We start from the raw sequence: 18,647 nt of genomic DNA, 5'->3' as shown, positions 1-18,647 counted from the left end.
ATCCCATTTTTTACTTAAGAAATCAATAGGAGCTGTAAAATCTACATCGACATATCACAATTGCCATTAATAAAAATTTCCTTCGACTTGTCCTTCTCCTTCCTTTCCCTGCATAGAGTATTAAAGGAGGGGATATCAGCATGTTTCAATTTTTAGAGAAAGCAATTATAGGAATGGCTCTTTTAAGAATATTATCAGGAAGTATCGAGATATTCGCAGCACTGTTGATATTAAAAGTAAATCAAATTGAAAAGGCCTTGATAATTAACAGCTCTCTTGCTTTAATTGGTCCAATTATTTTAATTCTCACCACAACGATTGGACTTATTGGGATCGCTGAAAAAGTTTCTTTTACGAAAATGCTTTGGATTTTTTGTGGAGTTGGTCTAATTCTTTACGGGGTTAAAAGCTCATAGACGCTTTTCCCCTTTCCCAAAAAAAAAAGACTCTATTTCCATTAGAGTCTCATAATCTTGAAAGCCGTTCGTATACATCATGCAAATTTTTGCAGCCAAGCGTTTTTAGTTTTTCAATATATATACACCATAATTGTGCAGTCAGCTTTGCATCACCAAGTGCATGGTGCCGAGCAATTACTTTAATCCCATTGTACTCACATAAATCCTCCAATCTTGACATCCTATGTTCTCGCTCCGCAATACGATAAAGAAAGGAGGTATCAACAATTCGATGCTTAAAAGGGGTTCGAAACAACTTCCAGCTTGCATTTTGTAAAAAACTTTTTTCATGCTTTGCATGATGAGCCACCAGCGTCTCATTTTGCACAAATTCAAAAAAAGCGATCAACACTTCCGATAAAGGTTTTGCCTCCTTAAGCTCAGACGATGTTATCCCCGTTAATTTCTCTATTTCTAATGGCAATTCCTGTTCATATCGAACAAGTGAATAAAAAACCTCTTCATCATTCATTTTTCCATTACAAACTCTTACGGCCCCAATGGAAATAATTTCATCCCCTAGGTCTGGATAAAAACCTGTCGTCTCAATATCAAAAACAACTACGCTCAACTGATCGAGCTTAGTATGCAGGGCACTTTCTTGCTTTAGTTCTTTTTGCATTTGCCTAAAAAATGCAATCTGCTGAGAGCTTTGAAGATTCCCGTCGAAAATCGATAATCTACCTTGAATTCCTCTCATTAATTGACGAAACGATTCTAACGGCACTCCTTCTCACTCCTTTCCCCAATCGAAAATTAACGCATGAGTAAATTTGAGACATAATGATGAAGTTTTTTTCCATCCTTCAATATTCTTTTTATTTCCTTCTTTTCTTCCTTGCTTAACTCTTTTACACTTAAATAATGAGTATCATCATAAGTCTCAGCCTTATATAAAGAATTTCGATATTTTAATAGCGTCATAAAATATTTTCTGCTTTCCCTTAATACTGGATTGTAACCATTCATTCTCGCTAAACGATTCATCCGCTCAATTGTTGAGGTTTCATACAAGCCTTCTTTTATAGCCAACAGACGAACTGCATTAACATATGGAAGAAAGGCTGTGTATTTCAAGTTGATGGAACCCTCTTTCGTTCCATGCTCTTCGACAATAAGTTGGCCAAGCGGACCGACACTATTTTTTATATGCTTAACGTTTTCCATAAATCGCTTCAGTAACGAAGGATGTTGTTTTTGATATTCATAAAAAACATCCTTTAAATCTCGAACAAGAAAATCATCCCCTTTTAATGTCCTGGCATCATAAAAAATTTGCAAATTTCGCACCGATTCCCAAGAAGCTTCCTTCATCCATGCTTGAAGCTGCTGTTTCCACCCATCCAAAGACTTGCACCAAAGCGGATTTGAGCTCATTACATTGCCCTGACAGTACGGATAGCCAACTATGTTTAAACCTAATGAAATTTCCTTTCCCAGCTCAGAAAAATAATCATCGTTGGAGCGATTAGATGTCGCATAGACGATCCCATGATCCTGATCACTTATTGGCCCTTGCTCAAATCGCCCTCCACTCCCGGTCACAAACCAGGAAAACTCACATGGAGGCTCACCTTTATTGAGCCTTTGAACAGCCAAATTGAAGACCATTCCCATTGCTTCATCATGGCACTCATTTAATCGAAATGGATCAGAAAAATTCGCTTTTACCTTTTCATCCTTATCATTTTTAATCGTTTCATACGATCTTAGTTGCATCAATCATCACCACACCCTCACATCCTTCAAATATGATAAAAATGTTAAAAAGCCTCTATAAAAGAGGCCCTCATCGTTGGTTCATTCATGTAGAAGTTAAGCTTAGTTTAGCATAAATTAGCTTAACTTCACTTGAGAAGAATCACCTTTAACTGTTTTAGATGCTTCAAATTGTTCAGGATAGCCATAGCTGCCATGTTCACTGATATCAAGACCCATGATTTCTTCCTCTTCAGTAACACGGAGCCCGCCCATCACTTTATCCATAATCTTTAAAAGAATATAAGCAACAACAAAAGCATACACACCAGAAGCAACAACACCTAATGCTTGAACACCTAATTGCGTGAAGCCGCCGCCATAGAATAGTCCTGCTTGCCCCCAACCAATATCAGTTGATAAGGCAGGAACTGCAAATAGTCCATTTGATAACGTCCCCCAAATACCGACTGTTCCATGAACTGATAATGCTGCAATCGGGTCATCAATTTTGGCTTTATCAAAAAACTTCATACTGAAAACAACCATAATTCCACCAATTAAGCCGATTAACACTGCTGCCCAAGGTTCTACGAATCCACATGAAGCTGTGATAGCAACGAGACCTGCCAGAGCACCATTTAAAGTTGTTGGGACATCAGCTTTTCCTGTAAGAACCCAAGCAGTAAACATCGCTGCAATAGCACCAGCCGCTGCTGCTAATTGCGTGTTGAGAATAACAAAACCTAAAAAGCCATCCTCCACTCCAAATGTACTAGCTCCATTAAACCCGAACCAGCCTACCCAAAGGATAAGTACTCCCAATGCTGTAAACACTTGGTTATGCCCGGCAATATTATTAGAAGAACCATCCTTATTGTATTTGCCAATTCGCGGTTTTAGGATTATTGTTGCTGCTAAGGCAGCCATAGCCCCAGTTAAATGAACAACCGTTGAACCCGCGAAATCCTGCTTACCATGATCAGCTAACCAGCCACCGCCCCAAATCCAATGTGCAACAACTGGATATACAAGAGCTGAGAACAAAACAGCAAAAATGACATAAACAGATAATTTAGCCCGCTCAGCAAATCCACCGAACGCAATCGTCAGTGACACAATTGCAAACATAACTTGGAAAGAAAAATCTACTGCTGGAGTCAACCCTTCATCAACTGTTGATGCGTCACCATAAAAGAAGTTTGATAATCCAATAAAGGCATTTCCATCACCGTAAATAAATCCATAACCCACTGCCCAAAATACCAAACTGCCGATTCCTGCTGTAAAAATGGTTTTACCAGCAATATGTCCGGCATTTTTCATTCTAGTAGAGCCTGCTTCGAGTAATATAAATCCACCAATCATAAAAAATACTAAAATTGCTCCAACCGCTACCCACAGGTTATCCATAAGCACAACCGGATCCAAATTAATTCCCCCTTTTATATCCGTTATAATTCCTATCATCATATGTAAGGAAATATAACATTCATTAATTAATACTTATTTTACTCTATAAATTACATATGTCAATACGATTTTTAGATTTTTTTGAATCTTGTGTTATAAAACCTAATATCTTATTTTGATTATGATTTTTATTGACGATTCATTGTAATGCATGTATTATTTTAAGTAGTATTAATAACTACATGAAGAATCAAGGAGGTATTTATGATGAAGTATATTCGTGAACCTATAAATGGATTAACACATTTAAGCGCTGCCCTGCTGTCTTTCGTTGCATTACTTGCAATGGTGATCAAAGCTTCTATCTCAGCGCAGACAGCCCTCTCGATTGCAGCTGTTATCATTTTCGGTGTTAGCATGATCCTACTTTATTCAGCATCAGCTACATATCATATGGTCATAGCAAAAGAAAAAGTGATTGCTTTTTTAAGAAAGATCGATCATTCGATGATCTTTATTTTAATCGCTGGTACGTACGCTCCTTTTTGCCTGATCAGTTTAAACGGAATAACTGGATGGGTGCTTTTTTCCCTCATTACATTTGCAGCATTATGCGGTGTGTTATTTAAAATGATTTGGTTTAATTGTCCTCGATGGCTTTCAACTTCCATCTATATTGTAATGGGCTGGATGGTTATATTTGTTGCTCCTCCATTAGCTAAAGTGTTAAGCAATACCGGTTTGTTTCTCCTTGTACTCGGAGGAATTTTTTATACGATCGGCGGGATCATATACGGAACAAAACCAAAATTTCTTGAATCAAAGTATTTAGGATTCCATGAAATTTTTCATATTTTTATTATGCTTGGCAGCACCGCCCATTTTCTTTCTGTTTATTTATATGTCCTATAAAGAATAAAAGCTAGGAGCGCCTTCGGAACAATTCAAGTTCAAACTGTTCCTTCGATGATGGATCATAATCGTTTTCATTCGTGCTCATCTCTGCACCTGAAACCGTTAGACTTTGGCTCCTTGTGCTAGACGTAGATGCACTCATGAAGAAGTTTCTACAACAATCGAAATTGCTGTTTTCTTAGAGTAAAATAAAAAAAGAAGATGCTTCACTCTGAACGAGTCCAGCATCTTCCTTTTTAGTTATTACAACTATTTTTCTTTCATCATCAAAAGCTTTTGCTTCAAATTGTTTTCCATGGTCGCTAATTCATATTCAGCTTGACGGCGTTTATTTCTACCTTCCTCCTGAATCCTCATTGTTTCTTCAAGAGTGGAAATTAAATTTTCCTGCGTTTTCTTTAATGTTTCTATATCGACGAAGCCACGTTCATTTTCTCTCGCTGTTTCAATCGTATTCGCCTTCAGCATTTCCGCATTTCGCAGCAACAGATCATTGGTTGTTTTCGCCACCTGCTTTTGAGCTTCCACTGCACTTCGCTGTCTAATTAATGTTAACGCAATCGCGACTTGGTTTTTCCATAACGGAATAGCGGTGAGAATCGACGATTGAATTTTCTCGACCAACGCTTGATTTGTATTTTGAATGAGTCGAATTTGCGGTGCACTTTGGATCGTAATTTCACGACTTAGTTTTAAATCATATAAACGTTTATCTAATCGATCGGCAAACTGAATCATATCATTTACTTCTTGAAACTTCATTTGGTCTTGAGAGAGCTCTGCCGCCTTTTGTAATTCAGGAATTGTCTTTTCACGAATCTCTTCTAGCTTTAGCTCCCCAGCTGCAATATAAACATTCAAAGCATTGAAATAATCTTTATTGTTCTCATAAAGCTTTTCCAAATAATGAATATCACTTAAGAGCGTATTTTTGCTCCGTTCAAGCTGTATGCCAATTCGATCAATTTGCGCACCTGTTTTTTGATATTTCGATAACACCTCTTGGATGGAACTTGAAATTCTCCCAAACATCTTCGATAAAAAAGAGGGCTTCTCAGGTTTTAAATCATCTGGATTCACACTGCTTAATTTTTGCATTAAATTATGGATAATATCGCCTATTTCTCCGACATCCTGTTTTTGAACATGCTCTAACATCGTATGGGAAAAGGATAAAAGCTTTCCTTGCGCTTGAGAACCATAAAAAATCATCGCTTCATGGTTTTTCGGATCAATTTGCTCTGCTAATTGATAGGCTTTCGCTCGATTTTCTTCAGGTATGACATCAATAAGCTTGACTGGTTTTTTCCCTTCGGCAGTAGTGTTTGCTTCATTCTCTTTTGATTCTGCAGCGAAAGGATTAGCCAATAAATCGTCAAATACATCACTCGTATTTCCAAAAAGCGAATCGTTTTTTTGTGTCATTTTAGTTTCCTACTTTCATCAAGATATCGCGTTTCTTTCAATGTATTCATGTTATGCTTCGCCACATCAAGCTCCAAATGTAACATATCAAGATCATTTGCTAAAATTTGTTGAAGGTCCTTCTCCAATGAATATCTCATTTCTTCCATCATTCTTCGAGTTTCCTTTAATGCTTGGCTCATCTCGACATTTTTTGTCGGTTGTGAGGATAAAAAAGAATATTTCTCAGCCAATTCAACAAAAGAATCTAAATGATAAAAATAAAATCGCTCAGCAAAATAAAATCTTTTTGGCTCTTTTTTTGTAATACGATAAATCTTTCTAGCAACGCGGGCGATTTCCATATTTTGCTTTAACATCCCCACTTGTCTGACTGAAAATAAAGCCTTCGTAAGTCGATTAATTTTCATTTTTGCTTCGTCTAAATTTTTTTCTATATATTTATATTCACGCCTTGTCAATCCTTGGTTTTTAATAAAGCGATGCTGCATAACCCCTTTTACAACGAAGTAAGCAAGACAGCCACCTACAAATGAAAATCCTGTTGAGGCTAAAAGGGTTTGATCAAAACCGAAAAAACTAATTAGCCAAACGAATCCAGCAGTTGGGATTGCGATAAACGTCCGTAGCATAAACGAGATAAATGGATTCATTTAATATCGACTCCTAACATAAAATCCTCTATTTGTATTACGATTGGAGCGAAAAAAGGTTTCGAATACACCTTACCAAAATTCTACTCTCAAATCTTCTTACTGTTATCATACCAAAAGATTGCAGATTTTCTATAGACTGAGTAAGTAAATGAATCTAAGTCTTAAGACGTATTTGTGAGGTTATTAATGACTATGAGGGAAAAGGCGAAGATAGTTCTCTTTTAAAAAAATAAGCTATATTATATGCTGATGTTAATTTTGGCACTTTTTCCCTACCTTTTTAACATAACTAAAAAGCTTGTAAGACCAAAGTTTCACACGAAATGAGTCAAAATCCTTTATCATTTATCAATCCTAAAATTATTTATGTACGATTTCTCCGTTGCCGTTGCAACAGAGGCAATAAAAGTTTACAAACAAGCATTAGCCAAGCTTGCGGGATCTCATCCAAACAAACAGAGCTTTTTTGCCCGATTGCACCGATCATTAAGGCTGCAACTGATGGGGAGGCCATTGCCCTTGCTGGTGATACAGAATATGGCTTAAATTCTGCCATTTACACAGCTGATCTTCAAAAAGGAGAAGAACTCGCACTTCATATCGACGCTGGCATGACCCATATTAACGACCAAACCGTTAATGATGCCCCATTTATTCCGTTCGGTGGAAATAAATCGAGTGGATTGGGCCGCTTCGGAAATCCGTGGGTTGTCGAGGAATTTACTGCAACCAAATGGGTGTCTGTTCAGACAAGGGATCGTCAATATCCATTTTAATTTGAGGAAGAAAGTTTATCAGGCTGTTCGAATAACATTGTACTATCAAAGGATAGCAAAGGCTTGTCGACAGCCTGAGTATTTATTTCGCAAATGTGTACATCATCCAAAACCCGATATCTTCGAAGCCAATTCGTTTATAAATCGCTCCTGCGGCAGGATTATCATAAAAAAGACAGAGTTCTTTTCCCTCCTGCAGCAACTCTCTACAAAGTTTAAGCACACATGCTGTTGCATAGCCTTTTTTCTTATATGCTTCCAATGTGGCAACTCCAACAACCATCGCCGACATGGAATTTTCTGCAGCCGTTGAGGCAGTGGAAACCATTTTTCCATCCTCCTCAATATAAAAAGTACGGGATGTACCATCCTCTAAGCCTCGACGTTTTTTTTCCACCGTAATGATGGAATCACTGAACTCAGGAATTTGATTAACTAATTCGACTAATCGCTCTGCTTCACCAGGACTTGCCTTCTTCACAATCGAAACCTCGCTCTGTGATATTTGAAGTTTCGTACATTTCGCATAGTAAGTTTCCCGTTTACGGACAAGTCTCTTTTTGAGAAACGGCTCGATTTTTGCTGTAACTTCTCTTAAACCTGACATCATCAAAAAATCTCGATCCTGTTCCATTATTACTGCAAAACCTTCCGCATCAAACTCCGCAACCGCAAAAGGAATATAATTATTTTCATATTTCAACAGGACTGCAATTAGCTTTCCATCCGTACTAAAATCTCCCCAAACCTTCTGAAATTCTTGATCATAGCCATATGCCTCAATATCACCGATAATAAAAAGGTTCTCTGCCGGTGCGGTTTTTAATAGTGCAAAACACTGCTCATGATCGTCTTTTGTTAACCTTCTAATCATTTTCGCTTGCCCCCTTTAATTTTTCTATTTTACCTCAAACTTTTTGGTAAAAGATAGCCCTTTCCAAATCTTTTTAGCGATCGTTATCGGCTTCGTTAATCTAAATTATTGCTAAGAATCATTACCGACATATAGCAAAATCAAATTAATGATGCTCGAATTATCGTAAAACAAAGAAAATAGCGTGCAACCTCTAAAAAAAGATTACACGCCATTTTTTTATTATTGCAGAGCTGTATTATCATTCATTCTCAAAATCACAACAATACTTTCTGCTAGTATTTCCATGATTCCTCACATAGAAAATTGATTCATCCTACCAATCGATTCCAACTTTTAATGGTGATGATGTCCGTGACCCTCTTTTGAGGGATTTGTGATTTCAAATTGTGGTTCTGGAACATAGAAGTATTTAATCCAAACTCCATCGAGAAATTCTTCCCGCTTATCAAGGAGAATGTCAATTCCTTTATCCGTCTTTACAATCTCATCATGCTCGGTAGGTGTATCAAACCTCAAATCATAATGAGCATGATCACCATGCATATGTGTAATGAAAACGCGAATCATCTTACCTTCAGCTTCTTCACGCGCTAACATTTCTTTCAATACCTTTGCTGCATTTTTGTTGATTTTGCAATTCATTTATAATTCCTCCACATAAATAAGTTAGAAAGCTCTTATTCATTATACAAAGAAAACTACAGCATAGATAATGACATGCCTCACTCATATCCTACACAAGGTATAAAAAAACGCAGAAAAAGTGAGCAACACTGCCACCAATCACAAAGACATGCCAGAGGGTATGGTGATATTTAAACCCCCGCCACACGTAAAATACAGAACCGAGCGTATACAATAATCCACCAATCACGAGAAGAAGAATGGCATTTTGCGGCAGGTTATTCATTAAAGGCTGCCAAGCAAAAACAATGAGCCATCCCATCAGAACATACAATAATGTTGAATAAAGAACAAATTTTTTCACAAAAAAAGATTTAAAAACGGTACCTGCAAGGGCTAGACCCCACACAATACCAAAAATAGTCCAACCAAGCCAACCTTTAATAACGAGAAACAAAAATGGTGTATACGTTCCAGCTATAAAAAAATAAATGGCTGAATGATCAAAGATTTCAAAAATATCCTTTGCCTTCCCTGAAGGTAAACTGTGTAGCATTGTAGAACATAGATACATGAGCAGCATCGTACTTCCGAATAATGTAAAGCTTACGATATGCCATGGGCCACCATGAACAACAGACTCGATTATCAAGAACACTAAGGCAACTACACTTAGTAATGCCCCAATACCATGGGTAATTGCATTTGCAATTTCTTCACCTTTCGTAAATGTATGCGTTTCGCTCATTTTATCTCCTTCTTTCCATTTTGTTCTTCCATTATTTCATCAACAAGTTGTTCAGCAGCCCTTCTATACAAATTACTGATATGAGCAAGCGAAGTAATCAGCATCACTTTACGCAAGTAGTCACTTTTTTCTGTTTCAAGTTTGGCTACTTCCTTATCAACCTCCGCTGCTCTCTCCTGAATATCCTTTTTAAAATGAACCGTGTTCTCTTTACTTAGCTGTAAATAACTATGATAAAAAGGTTCTAATTCAAAGCTTTCCTCTTCTACTATCATCTTATTAATTCCCTGAAAAGTCTCCTTAATATCACTGATCGATAATGACCCTTTTAATTGGTAAATAAGACTGATTAATAATAAATGTTCCTTTGAATACTTTTTATTTTTTATTGGAAAAAATAATTTTGCTTTCGCATAATTATTTATCATTGTTTTCGTTAAAATTTTCTCATCTTCATTTCTTTTTGTATCCTTAAAATGATTTTCGAACAATTGAATCACTTGATCCATATATAAATCAATCTCAGGAATATCTGTAAGTGATATTTCATGCTGAAGGTCAAGCCCTTCCATAAACTGATCTAGCCTTCCCATTAACAGACCTCATTTCATCTAAAAATCCCCTTTATTGTAACTTAAAAACCGGATGATGTAAACTCACCACTACATAACAAATTCCACAAACAACAAGAAGTAGTTATAAAAACTACTGATATCTTTATTAAATAAAAGCATTAAAGGAAAAATTCTGTCCTATTTCTTAGAATAATGATAAAATATGAAAAAGTTTAAAAATTTGTATTTGAAAGCGAGGGAATGAAAGTGGCAGAATTACGAAGTAACATGATCAAAAGAGGATTTGACCGTGCACCCCATCGAAGCTTGCTTCGAGCTGCTGGTGTAAAAGAGGAAGATTTTGATAAACCATTTATTGCTGTTGTAAACTCATATATTGATATTGTTCCAGGACATGTGCATTTACAGGAGTTTGGGAAAATTGTCAAGGAGGCAATTCGCGAAGCTGGCGGTGTACCGTTCGAAATGAATACAATCGGCGTTGATGATGGGATTGCCATGGGGCATATCGGGATGCGCTATTCACTCCCTAGTCGCGAGATCATTGCTGACTCTGTTGAAACCGTTGTTTCTGCCCATTGGTTCGATGGTATGGTTTGTATTCCGAACTGTGACAAAATCACACCAGGGATGTTAATGGCTGCTCTTCGTGTAAATATTCCTACGATTGTTGTCAGCGGCGGACCAATGAAAGCAGGAATCGATAGTCAGGGGAATGCCCTCGATTTAACCTCCGTATTTGAAGGCGTAGGGGCATTCCAAGCTGGGAAAATTGATGAAGCTAGATTAACTGAAATCGAGCAAGTCGCTTGTCCTTCATGTGGTTCATGTTCAGGGATGTTTACAGCGAACTCAATGAATTGCTTAGCCGAAGGGCTCGGTCTTGCTCTTCCGGGAAATGGTACTATTTTAGCGGTTGCCGAGGAACGTAAGGAATTTGTGAAGAAATCAGCGAAGCAATTAATGACATTAATCGAGAACGATATTAAACCGCGCGATATCGTCACGATTGAAGCAATCGATAATGCCTTCGCATTAGACATGGCCATGGGCGGCTCGACCAATACGGTTTTACACACATTAGCATTAGCCCATGAAGCTGAAATCGAATACTCACTTGAGCGTATCAATGAAATTGCTGCTCGTGTTCCCCATTTAGCCAAAATCGCACCTGCATCGAATTACCATATTGAGGATGTTCATAATGCCGGTGGCGTCAGTGCGATTATTAATGAAGTTTTAAAGAAACCAGGGGCAATGAATGGAGATTGCTTAACTGTAACTGGGAAAACATTAAAAGAAAATGTTGCAGGCTGTGATATTTTAGATAAGGATGTCATTCGGCCATTAGACAATCCACACTCCGAAAAGGGCGGGCTCGCTGTTTTATTTGGGAATCTTGCTCCAGAAGGTTCTGTCATCAAAGTTGGTGCCGTTGACAAAGAAGTCGGCGGCTATCACAGAGGACCAGCCATTTGCTTTAATTCTCAAGAAGAGGCATTATCAGGCATCATCACTGGAAAAGTTAAAGAAGGTGATGTCGTTGTTATCCGTTATGAGGGACCAAAAGGCGGACCAGGAATGCCTGAAATGCTGGCACCAACCTCTCAAATTGTCGGTCGAGGTCTCGGTGCAAAGGTTGGACTTATTACGGATGGAAGATTTTCTGGTGCTTCTCGCGGAATTTCAATCGGCCATATTTCTCCAGAAGCCGCTGAAGGCGGACCAATTGCTTTTGTCGAAGATGGAGATATTATTGAACTCGATTTAAATAACCGTAAAATCACCTTGGAAATTACCGATGAAGAATTTGCAAAACGGAAAGCAAACTGGAAGGGTTTTGAACCAAAAGTGAAAAAAGGCTATCTTGCTCGCTATTCAAAGCTTGTTACCAATGCGAGCACTGGTGGTGTACTGAAAATATAAGCAAACTAAAGAAACAGCCCACTTTCCAATTGGGCTGTTTCTTTTATAATTATTAAACCAAAACACTGTTTCTTGCACTTTGAATTCTCTAACAATTTCTTGTAATTTTCACGTATTGCCTAACCAAATTAAAAAACTGCTAACAAACTCAATTATAAAGTTTACCTGCAGTTTTACTGTCCATGCTGTTATTCGCTCCTTATATTTTAAACTCTGCAACAGTCTCCTGAAGCTGTTCAGCAATAGAATTTAGGGAATTGGCTGCTGACAATATTTGTTGCATAGAAGCCAGTTGCTCCTCAGTTGAAGCAGATACCGACTGTGTATGATGCAACGATTGCTGGGCAATTTCCGATATCCCGCCTGACGTGGCAGATACTTCCTCGGAACTTGCTGACATTTGCTCCGCAGTTGCTGCCGCTTCAGTAATTTGTATTTCCATCTCTTCCATCGCTTTCATGATCTCTTTAAAGCTAACCTCCGTTTTCTCAACGATTGACAACCCTTGGGAAACATCTTCATTCACCTGATTCATTGATTTGAACGCATCCACCATATCATTGTTAATCGCATAAATCAGTTCAGAAATTTGCGTCGAAGATTGCTGTGCTTGCACAGCCAACTTTTGTACTTCTTCAGCAACAACAGCAAAGCCTTTCCCGTGCTCACCGGCACGCGCAGCTTCTATCGCCGCATTTAAAGCTAACAAATTGGTTTGATTGGCAATCTCAGAGATCGTATTCGTAATCACTCCTATTTGTTTCGAACGCTCATCTAATAATCTTACCGCCTCGGTACTTGCATTGACAGATTCGTGAATGGTTTCCATTTGTGCGACAGTCTCATCAATTAGCACTCCCCCGCGCTGTGCATGTCCTCTTGTCGTTTTAGTAGATTCAGAGATCAGCGAGGACGTTTCTGCGAGATTATTAATGCCAATCGTTATCTCATCCATCGCACGAGCACTCTCTTCTACACTAGTTGCTTGTTTTTCAGCTCCCCCAACAACTTCTTGGATGATCTGTGTAATATGTTCTGTTGCTGCAGTTGTTTGCTCGGCCCCTGCGGTCAATTCCTGAGATGAAGCAGCAACTTTTTCAGAATTTGTCACTACCTTTTCAATCATCACACGCAAATTATCCTTCATTGAATTATAGCTATCAGCGAGTGCACTTAGTTCATCACTTTTACCATCGTTAACTTCTATTGTAAAATCACCATGCTTTGCAGCATCCAAAGCGGTCGAGATTGCCGATAATCTCTTCGTTAATCCTCTAGTGAATAGATAAACAACAATAATAGAAAGGGCAATCATTACGACAAGAACGATGAGAAATATTTTCATAAATGCAACGAGGGTATGATCAATAATATCCTGTGGTGCACCCACATAAAAAATTCCAATCGTCTCACCATTTTTATCATGAATAGGCGTGTATCCGGTTACATAGTTATTACCTACTACATTTGCTTCACCGAAAAAATCCTTATTTTGTTCTAACACGGCTTGAGCAACTTCTTCAGATACTTGTGTACCAACAGCCCTTTCACCGTCAATCATAACATTTGTAGCGACACGGGTGTCTCCTTGAAAAATTGTCACCGTATCCCCAGTTTGTTTCCCTATTTCATCAACAATCTCAAAATTCCCACTGATTTGCGTTTGGCCCTTATAAAGATTTCCATCTTTAATTTCCCAATCACCAGGGTATTTAGCATCAATATAGCTTTTGCCAAGATTTAGGTCTCCCCTCGCCTTTTCCAATGCAAAATCTTTTATTCCCTTGGTAACTTGTTGAACAACTACTCCTCCAACAGCTACAGCTAACAACAACATCATAATTAAAACAATCAAGTTAATCTTTGGACCAAGCTTCAACTTTAATTTCATACATGTGTCTCCCCTAAGTTTCATTATAGATTGTCCAAATAGTATATATTGAGAAAAAAAATGGGCAATGATAAATTTCACACATTCGCCAAATTTCACCAAATACCAAGACTTGGATTATCCGAGTGCCTCAATTGATCCATAACAGTTAAAAACTGCGAAAAATTTCATGCAGTCAACCAAAAATAAACAATCGGCACTGTAACATTTTAAAGGAAGTCTATTGGCTTATTGTGCATCCACCTTACTAAAACAACTATCTATTTTGATTGAAATTTATACTCCTTTAAATTGAGGCTGTCGACCTTCACTAAATGCCAGAAGAGCTTCGGTTCGATCTTTTGTTGAAATGATAGCCTCGTATGCTTTCGCCTCCATCTCAAGACCTGTTTTCAAGTCGACATTGTTCCCATTATTGATGGCATATTTTGCCTGAATAACAGCTAATGGTCCATTTTGCAATATTTCTTTAGCTAAATCAATCGCACTATTGATAAGCTCATTCTGCTCTACCACTCTATTCAAAATCCCCAGCTCTAAAGCTGTACTGGCATCAATCTTTCGAGCTGTAAGAATCAATTCTTTCGCTTTCGAGACCCCGATTAATCGAGATAACCTTTGCGTTCCACCTGCTCCTGGAATAATAGCCCAACTCACTTCTGTTAAACCAAGAATGGCATTCCTACTCGCATAACGAAAATCACATGCAAGTGCTAATTCAAGCCCTCCGCCTAAAGCAAAGCCGTTTATAGCGGCTATTGTCGGTTGGGGCAGCTCTTCGATTTGTGTAAAAACATCACGAATCTTTTGGACATTTATTCGCACTTGCTCCTCATTTAACTGCTTTCTCTCCTTCAAGTCGGCTCCCGCACTAAACGCTTTATCCCCAGCACCAGTAATAATTACAATTCGAATATCAGAATTGGTTTTAATTTCCTGGACTATTTTTTCAAAATCATATAATGCTGCCAAATCGAAGCAATTTAATTTCTTTGGACGATTAATTGTTATAAAAGCAATTTTTTCTTCCTTTTTAAACATAATTTTCTCCATGTCGCTCACTCTCCCTTTTATTACTATCATACTTAAGAGTTTGTAAAACATGCTGTCAATTTATTTGTTACAAGTAACTACAAAATAGGGAATCGGATTACGTTTGAAAGTATTGGATTTTTCAGTGATCGGTCGCTAAAAGGATCAATAAATTTATGATTTAGAAAGACTTAAATGCTACACCATGAGCGGTTTTGACAATTCTCATGCGAAAAACAAAATTGTCCGGTATGGAAACTTTGAACATTGTGAAATATATAGATAAGGTTCTAAACAAGAACTCAAAAGTTTAAGCAGAATCAGATAAGTAATATTCAAGCGCACTTTAAAGGACTTTATGTGGAACGACAAAATGCCTGTAAGAGCAAATACTCAAGCATAAGATAAAACAAAATCATTTGAAGGAGGTAAACGTATGTACTTTTATAGAGAAGATTTGATTAATATGATTGTTCCTGATAAACCAGATCCAGCTGCTGCAAAAGTCATGCAGGAGATACTCGGCGGTCGTTTTGGTGAAATGAGAACCATGATGCAATTCTTTTTCCAGAGCTCAAACTTCCGCGGTCCTGCCAAACAGTTTCGCGACTTGCTTAGAGGGATATTTTTAGAAGAGCTTGCTCACGTGGAACTTGTCCAAACTACCATTAACCAATTATTAAATGGTGCGGGAGATGAAGGGGTAGGAGCAAGCGGAAGCGATGCAGCACCTCTTGATGATGCAGTAAAACATGCAAATCCACACCACTTTATTATTGGTGCTCAAGCATCGTTACCAGTTGATGCCTCAGGTTTGCCTTGGCAAGGAACGTATGTATACGACCATGGCAACTTAATTAGTAACCTGCTTGATAATTTAGTACTTGAGTCTACAGGTGTTCTGCAAAAATCACGGATATACGAAATGAGTTCAAATAAAACATTTAGAGAGACGCTTGCATTCTTAATAGTCCGTGATAATGCACACCAAAATGCATTTGCCAAAGCATTAGAAACACTCGGTGTGGACTGGGCCAAATTGTTCCCGGTTCCAAATTATGATATTAACAAATATCCAGAATGCCGAAAATATGTAGAAGCAGGCTTCCATAATGCACAATTTAATTTTAGATTAGATAGTACTTTAATCGGGGAGATCTTCTCTGGTGAAAGTCCTAGTCGAAATGGCGGAGATCTGACTGTTACAGAACCTCCACAAGGTTATCCGGTACCTCAACTTCCTGAAATGCCAAACGAACACAGCCCTGGTCTTAGCGATCTAAATAGATAAAAAAATCAAAGCTTACTGAATTTTTAGTAGGCTTTGATTCTTTTGATTGCCTTAAAAATATTATCTACTGCTGTAGCTGATATGATCCTATATTGTCCTATACTCATTTATAACAAAAACTTATAAACCCTGGCTCACTCTTTATACACGACGCAGTGTTTCCGCTAAGATTTTTGCTCCCTGATGTAGAGCAGATTTATCAAAAAACATTTTTGGATGATGAAGTCCGGGCTTTAAGTTTGCGCCTACTCCAATCATTGAAGCCTTTACATCTGGCCTCTTAATTGTGTAAAAATGGAAATCATCTCCTCCTGGAGTAATCACGAATGGAACAAATGCTTTCTCACCAAATAGGGATTTTATTGCTTCTTCCACAATCTCTTCAGCTTCCTTTGAAACTTCTGCTGCTGGAGTATAACCGGTCCACTCCCAATTGATTGTCATTTCAAAAAGAGCCTCTAATTTCCCAATTATTTGCTCTACTTTAGTGCAAATTTTTGAAAGAACTTCATTCTTCTGTGCACGAACATCAATAGCAAACTCCGCTACACCCGGAATAATATTGATACTCTCGCCGCCGGCAATAACCTTCGTTAACTTAACCGAGCAGGCTTCAGAAGGATCGATATAGATTGTCTTTAATAATTGATGAAGACTTGCGATGACATCAAGAGCATTCTGTCCCTGATGTGGTCGTGCTGCATGAGCATCTACTCCTTCTACTTTGCCAATAAGCGCGACATGGGCACCATGACGAATTGATGCGGAAACCTTTCCTAATGGTAATTCCTCAATCGGACGAAGATGAATGCCGAAAAGATGGGTGACTTGATCCATCACTCCTTTCTCGATCAACGCCAGTGCCCCTTCACCTTTTTCTTCAGCAGGCTGAAAAATGAAGCGAATTTTTTTTGCTAATCCCGTGTCTTTCAAGGAAAAAATTGCCCCTAACACCATTGCAATATTAGCGTCATGACCGCAAGAATGATTCCCTTGCCATACTCCATCTACCTCTTGCCAAAGAGCATCAATATCAGCCCTAACGGCTATTACCTCGTCACCCTGACCCATCTCGGCAACAATTCCCGTCATGTCGGGGAAGCGTTGGTAGCTGACTCCGATTTCATCCAAAATGGCAGCGATTTTATCTGTTGTCTTGAATTCCTTCCAGCCAACCTCTGGAATCACATGAAGTTCCTCATACCACCTTATTATTTCTTTCATCTCTATGCACTCCATTCAACCCTATACTCAGTCATCCTTCAATCATATAGAATATGTCTGATAATTTCAACTATTAAAAAAGAAAGGAATCTGCTTCAGAGAACAGATTCCTTCTGTGGTAACGGCTTCACTTTTTGCTGAAAATCAAAATCAACCAGTTTAGTAAACTGAGCGTACACAAACTCTCCTTTCGCTATTGGGCCGATTTCACGATATTTCTCCTCATTAAGCTCTGCCTCAAATAATATATCCTCATCAAGGCGAGTTAGTTGGATGCGAACAGTTGAACCAATAAAGTGAACATGAACCACTTTTGCCGGAAAACTCTCGCCAAGAGGAGCCCTTTTTAAACTTACTTCATGCGGTCGAATATATCGGCCATTAACCTCATTCACTCTACCAAGAAAACGATAGACAAACTCATTCACCGGACGTCGGTAAACCTCTTCAGGTGTACCTGTCTGTACCACTTTCCCCTCATTCATGACAACAATCGTATCAGCCATTTCTAAAGCTTCTTCCTGATCATGAGTGACAAAAATAGTCGTTATTTTTAACTTTTCGTGAATCTCTCTAAGCCAGTGCCTAAGTTCCTGACGCACTTTTGCATCCAAGGCTCCGAACGGCTCATCAAGCAAGAGAACGTCCGGCTCGACAGCAAGTGCCCGGGCCAATGCAATCCTTTGCTTTTGACCTCCAGACACTTGTGATGGATAGCGCTCTGCCAAATGTTCAAGTTGGATAAATTTTAATAAATCATATACCTTCTCTTTTATTTCCTCTTTGCTTGGGCGAAGATGTCGTGGTTTTACCTTTAAGCCAAATGCAATATTGTCAAAGACAGACATATGCTTAAATAGCGCATAATGCTGAAACACAAAACCGACTCTCCGCTCTTTCACCGCTTTATTCGTGTAATCTGTATCGTTAAATAATATTCTGCCAGAATCCAAGTTTTCCAAGCCGGCAATCATTCTGAGCAGGGTAGTTTTTCCCGAGCCAGAGGGACCTAAAAGAGCAGTAAAATCCCCTGAAGGAATTTCCAAGTACACATTATTTATCGCTTTGTATTCTCCAAAGTTTTTCGAAACTTTTTCAATTGTAATTCCCATTTTACC

17 protein-coding genes and 1 pseudogene are annotated in these 18,647 nt (G+C 38.3%); 5 read left to right on the top strand and 13 right to left on the bottom strand.

Features of this window, described 5'->3' with window-relative positions; genetic code table 11:
- Positions 1-140 precede the first annotated feature (140 nt).
- Positions 141-416 (top strand): YqhV family protein, encoded by a 276-nt coding sequence (locus tag FCJ93_RS01100; protein ID WP_095310907.1) that lies wholly within the window; start codon positions 141-143, stop codon positions 414-416.
- 49 nt (positions 417-465) lie between these two features.
- On the opposite strand, the gene FCJ93_RS01095 is transcribed toward FCJ93_RS01100, so the two are convergent.
- The 3 genes from FCJ93_RS01095 to FCJ93_RS01085 all read right to left on the bottom strand — a co-directional run bounded on the left by FCJ93_RS01095 (position 466) and on the right by FCJ93_RS01085 (position 3,587).
- Positions 466-1,185, bottom strand: a complete 720-nt coding sequence (locus FCJ93_RS01095) for an exonuclease domain-containing protein (RefSeq protein WP_170943606.1) — start codon at positions 1,183-1,185, stop codon at positions 466-468.
- 29 nt (positions 1,186-1,214) lie between these two features.
- Complete coding sequence (locus tag FCJ93_RS01090) at positions 1,215-2,177, bottom strand: DUF294 nucleotidyltransferase-like domain-containing protein (protein WP_095310909.1); 963 nt, start codon at positions 2,175-2,177, stop codon at positions 1,215-1,217.
- 117 nt (positions 2,178-2,294) lie between these two features.
- On the bottom strand, positions 2,295-3,587 hold the full coding sequence (locus FCJ93_RS01085; protein WP_095310911.1) for an ammonium transporter: 1,293 nt from the start codon (positions 3,585-3,587) through the stop codon (positions 2,295-2,297).
- A 246-nt stretch (positions 3,588-3,833) separates the two neighbouring features.
- Between FCJ93_RS01085 and trhA (FCJ93_RS01080) the strand changes: the two genes are divergently transcribed.
- Positions 3,834-4,481: a PAQR family membrane homeostasis protein TrhA gene (gene trhA / locus FCJ93_RS01080; protein ID WP_095310913.1), complete on the top strand. Its 648-nt coding sequence runs from the start codon at positions 3,834-3,836 to the stop codon at positions 4,479-4,481.
- 252 nt (positions 4,482-4,733) lie between these two features.
- Here the strand turns inward: trhA (FCJ93_RS01080) and FCJ93_RS01075 are convergent, their stop codons facing one another.
- Both FCJ93_RS01075 and FCJ93_RS01070 read right to left on the bottom strand, forming a co-directional pair.
- Positions 4,734-5,909, bottom strand: a complete 1,176-nt coding sequence (locus tag FCJ93_RS01075; protein WP_095310915.1) for a toxic anion resistance protein — start codon at positions 5,907-5,909, stop codon at positions 4,734-4,736.
- Positions 5,906-6,562, bottom strand: a complete 657-nt coding sequence (locus tag FCJ93_RS01070; RefSeq protein WP_137742758.1) for a 5-bromo-4-chloroindolyl phosphate hydrolysis family protein — start codon at positions 6,560-6,562, stop codon at positions 5,906-5,908. Before FCJ93_RS01070 ends, FCJ93_RS01075 begins: the two co-directional genes overlap by 4 nt.
- 455 nt (positions 6,563-7,017) lie before the next feature.
- Here FCJ93_RS01070 and FCJ93_RS01065 point away from each other — a divergent pair.
- Positions 7,018-7,341 (top strand): annotated as a pseudogene (locus FCJ93_RS01065) (aldehyde dehydrogenase family protein); the annotation flags it as partial.
- 82 nt (positions 7,342-7,423) lie between these two features.
- On the opposite strand, the gene FCJ93_RS01060 reads toward FCJ93_RS01065, so the two are convergent.
- From FCJ93_RS01060 to FCJ93_RS01045, 4 genes are all read right to left on the bottom strand, one after another.
- Positions 7,424-8,215, bottom strand: coding sequence for a GNAT family N-acetyltransferase (locus tag FCJ93_RS01060; protein WP_137742757.1), 792 nt, complete (start codon positions 8,213-8,215; stop codon positions 7,424-7,426).
- A gap of 336 nt (positions 8,216-8,551) precedes the next feature.
- Positions 8,552-8,860, bottom strand: coding sequence for an iron-sulfur cluster assembly accessory protein (locus FCJ93_RS01055; protein ID WP_137742756.1), 309 nt, complete (start codon positions 8,858-8,860; stop codon positions 8,552-8,554).
- A gap of 91 nt (positions 8,861-8,951) precedes the next feature.
- Entirely contained in the window at positions 8,952-9,590 is a 639-nt protein-coding gene (trhA, locus tag FCJ93_RS01050) for a PAQR family membrane homeostasis protein TrhA (protein WP_137742755.1), read from the bottom strand.
- The gene (locus tag FCJ93_RS01045) at positions 9,587-10,183 is read right to left on the bottom strand and encodes a DUF1836 domain-containing protein (RefSeq protein ID WP_137742754.1); all 597 of its coding nucleotides are present in this window, start codon (positions 10,181-10,183) and stop codon (positions 9,587-9,589) included. Before FCJ93_RS01045 ends, trhA (FCJ93_RS01050) begins: the two co-directional genes overlap by 4 nt.
- A gap of 228 nt (positions 10,184-10,411) precedes the next feature.
- Here FCJ93_RS01045 and ilvD point away from each other — a divergent pair, with 228 nt between their 5' ends.
- Complete coding sequence (gene ilvD, locus FCJ93_RS01040) at positions 10,412-12,091, top strand: dihydroxy-acid dehydratase (protein ID WP_211344075.1); 1,680 nt, start codon at positions 10,412-10,414, stop codon at positions 12,089-12,091.
- A 199-nt stretch (positions 12,092-12,290) separates the two neighbouring features.
- Here the strand turns inward: ilvD and FCJ93_RS01035 are convergent, their stop codons facing one another.
- Both FCJ93_RS01035 and FCJ93_RS01030 read right to left on the bottom strand, forming a co-directional pair.
- Positions 12,291-13,982, bottom strand: coding sequence for a methyl-accepting chemotaxis protein (locus tag FCJ93_RS01035; protein WP_095310931.1), 1,692 nt, complete (start codon positions 13,980-13,982; stop codon positions 12,291-12,293).
- Between the two features lie 276 nt (positions 13,983-14,258).
- A complete protein-coding gene (locus FCJ93_RS01030) occupies positions 14,259-15,035 on the bottom strand; it encodes an enoyl-CoA hydratase-related protein (RefSeq protein ID WP_095310933.1) in 777 nt (258 codons plus the stop codon).
- Positions 15,036-15,450: 415 nt separating this feature from the next.
- Between FCJ93_RS01030 and FCJ93_RS01025 the strand changes: the two genes are divergently transcribed.
- A complete protein-coding gene (locus FCJ93_RS01025; protein WP_095310935.1) occupies positions 15,451-16,305 on the top strand; it encodes a manganese catalase family protein in 855 nt (284 codons plus the stop codon).
- Between the two features lie 141 nt (positions 16,306-16,446).
- On the opposite strand, the gene FCJ93_RS01020 is transcribed toward FCJ93_RS01025, so the two are convergent.
- Together FCJ93_RS01020 and FCJ93_RS01015 are read right to left on the bottom strand one after the other, a co-directional pair.
- A complete protein-coding gene (locus FCJ93_RS01020; protein ID WP_137742752.1) occupies positions 16,447-17,529 on the bottom strand; it encodes an amidohydrolase in 1,083 nt (360 codons plus the stop codon).
- 95 nt (positions 17,530-17,624) lie between these two features.
- Entirely contained in the window at positions 17,625-18,641 is a 1,017-nt protein-coding gene (locus FCJ93_RS01015) for a sulfate/molybdate ABC transporter ATP-binding protein (RefSeq protein WP_095310939.1), read from the bottom strand.
- Between the last annotated feature and the right edge of the window lie 6 nt (positions 18,642-18,647).

It is taken from the genome of Robertmurraya siralis, assembly GCF_005502275.1.
Lineage (GTDB): Bacteria > Bacillota > Bacilli > Bacillales > Cytobacillaceae > Robertmurraya > Robertmurraya siralis.
The sequence above is the reverse complement of the archived record's forward strand: the minus strand, read 5'-3'. Positions and strand labels throughout refer to the sequence as shown.

Excerpts from the sequence above, each read along its gene's own strand:
- FCJ93_RS01100 (WP_095310907.1), top strand. The coding sequence starts at position 141 with ATGTTTCAATTTTTAGAGAAAGCAATTATAGGAATGGCTCTTTTAAGA.
- FCJ93_RS01090 (WP_095310909.1), bottom strand. The coding sequence starts at position 2,177 with ATGCAACTAAGATCGTATGAAACGATTAAAAATGATAAGGATGAAAAG.
- trhA (WP_095310913.1), top strand. The coding sequence starts at position 3,834 with ATGATGAAGTATATTCGTGAACCTATAAATGGATTAACACATTTAAGC.
- FCJ93_RS01075 (WP_095310915.1), bottom strand. The coding sequence starts at position 5,909 with ATGACACAAAAAAACGATTCGCTTTTTGGAAATACGAGTGATGTATTT.
- FCJ93_RS01070 (WP_137742758.1), bottom strand. The coding sequence starts at position 6,562 with ATGAATCCATTTATCTCGTTTATGCTACGGACGTTTATCGCAATCCCA.
- FCJ93_RS01060 (WP_137742757.1), bottom strand. The coding sequence starts at position 8,215 with ATGATTAGAAGGTTAACAAAAGACGATCATGAGCAGTGTTTTGCACTA.
- FCJ93_RS01055 (WP_137742756.1), bottom strand. The coding sequence starts at position 8,860 with ATGAATTGCAAAATCAACAAAAATGCAGCAAAGGTATTGAAAGAAATG.
- trhA (WP_137742755.1), bottom strand. The coding sequence starts at position 9,590 with ATGAGCGAAACGCATACATTTACGAAAGGTGAAGAAATTGCAAATGCA.
- FCJ93_RS01045 (WP_137742754.1), bottom strand. The coding sequence starts at position 10,183 with ATGGGAAGGCTAGATCAGTTTATGGAAGGGCTTGACCTTCAGCATGAA.
- FCJ93_RS01035 (WP_095310931.1), bottom strand. The coding sequence starts at position 13,982 with ATGAAATTAAAGTTGAAGCTTGGTCCAAAGATTAACTTGATTGTTTTA.
- FCJ93_RS01030 (WP_095310933.1), bottom strand. The coding sequence starts at position 15,035 with ATGGAGAAAATTATGTTTAAAAAGGAAGAAAAAATTGCTTTTATAACA.
- FCJ93_RS01025 (WP_095310935.1), top strand. The coding sequence starts at position 15,451 with ATGTACTTTTATAGAGAAGATTTGATTAATATGATTGTTCCTGATAAA.
- FCJ93_RS01020 (WP_137742752.1), bottom strand. The coding sequence starts at position 17,529 with ATGAAAGAAATAATAAGGTGGTATGAGGAACTTCATGTGATTCCAGAG.
- FCJ93_RS01015 (WP_095310939.1), bottom strand. The coding sequence starts at position 18,641 with ATGGGAATTACAATTGAAAAAGTTTCGAAAAACTTTGGAGAATACAAA.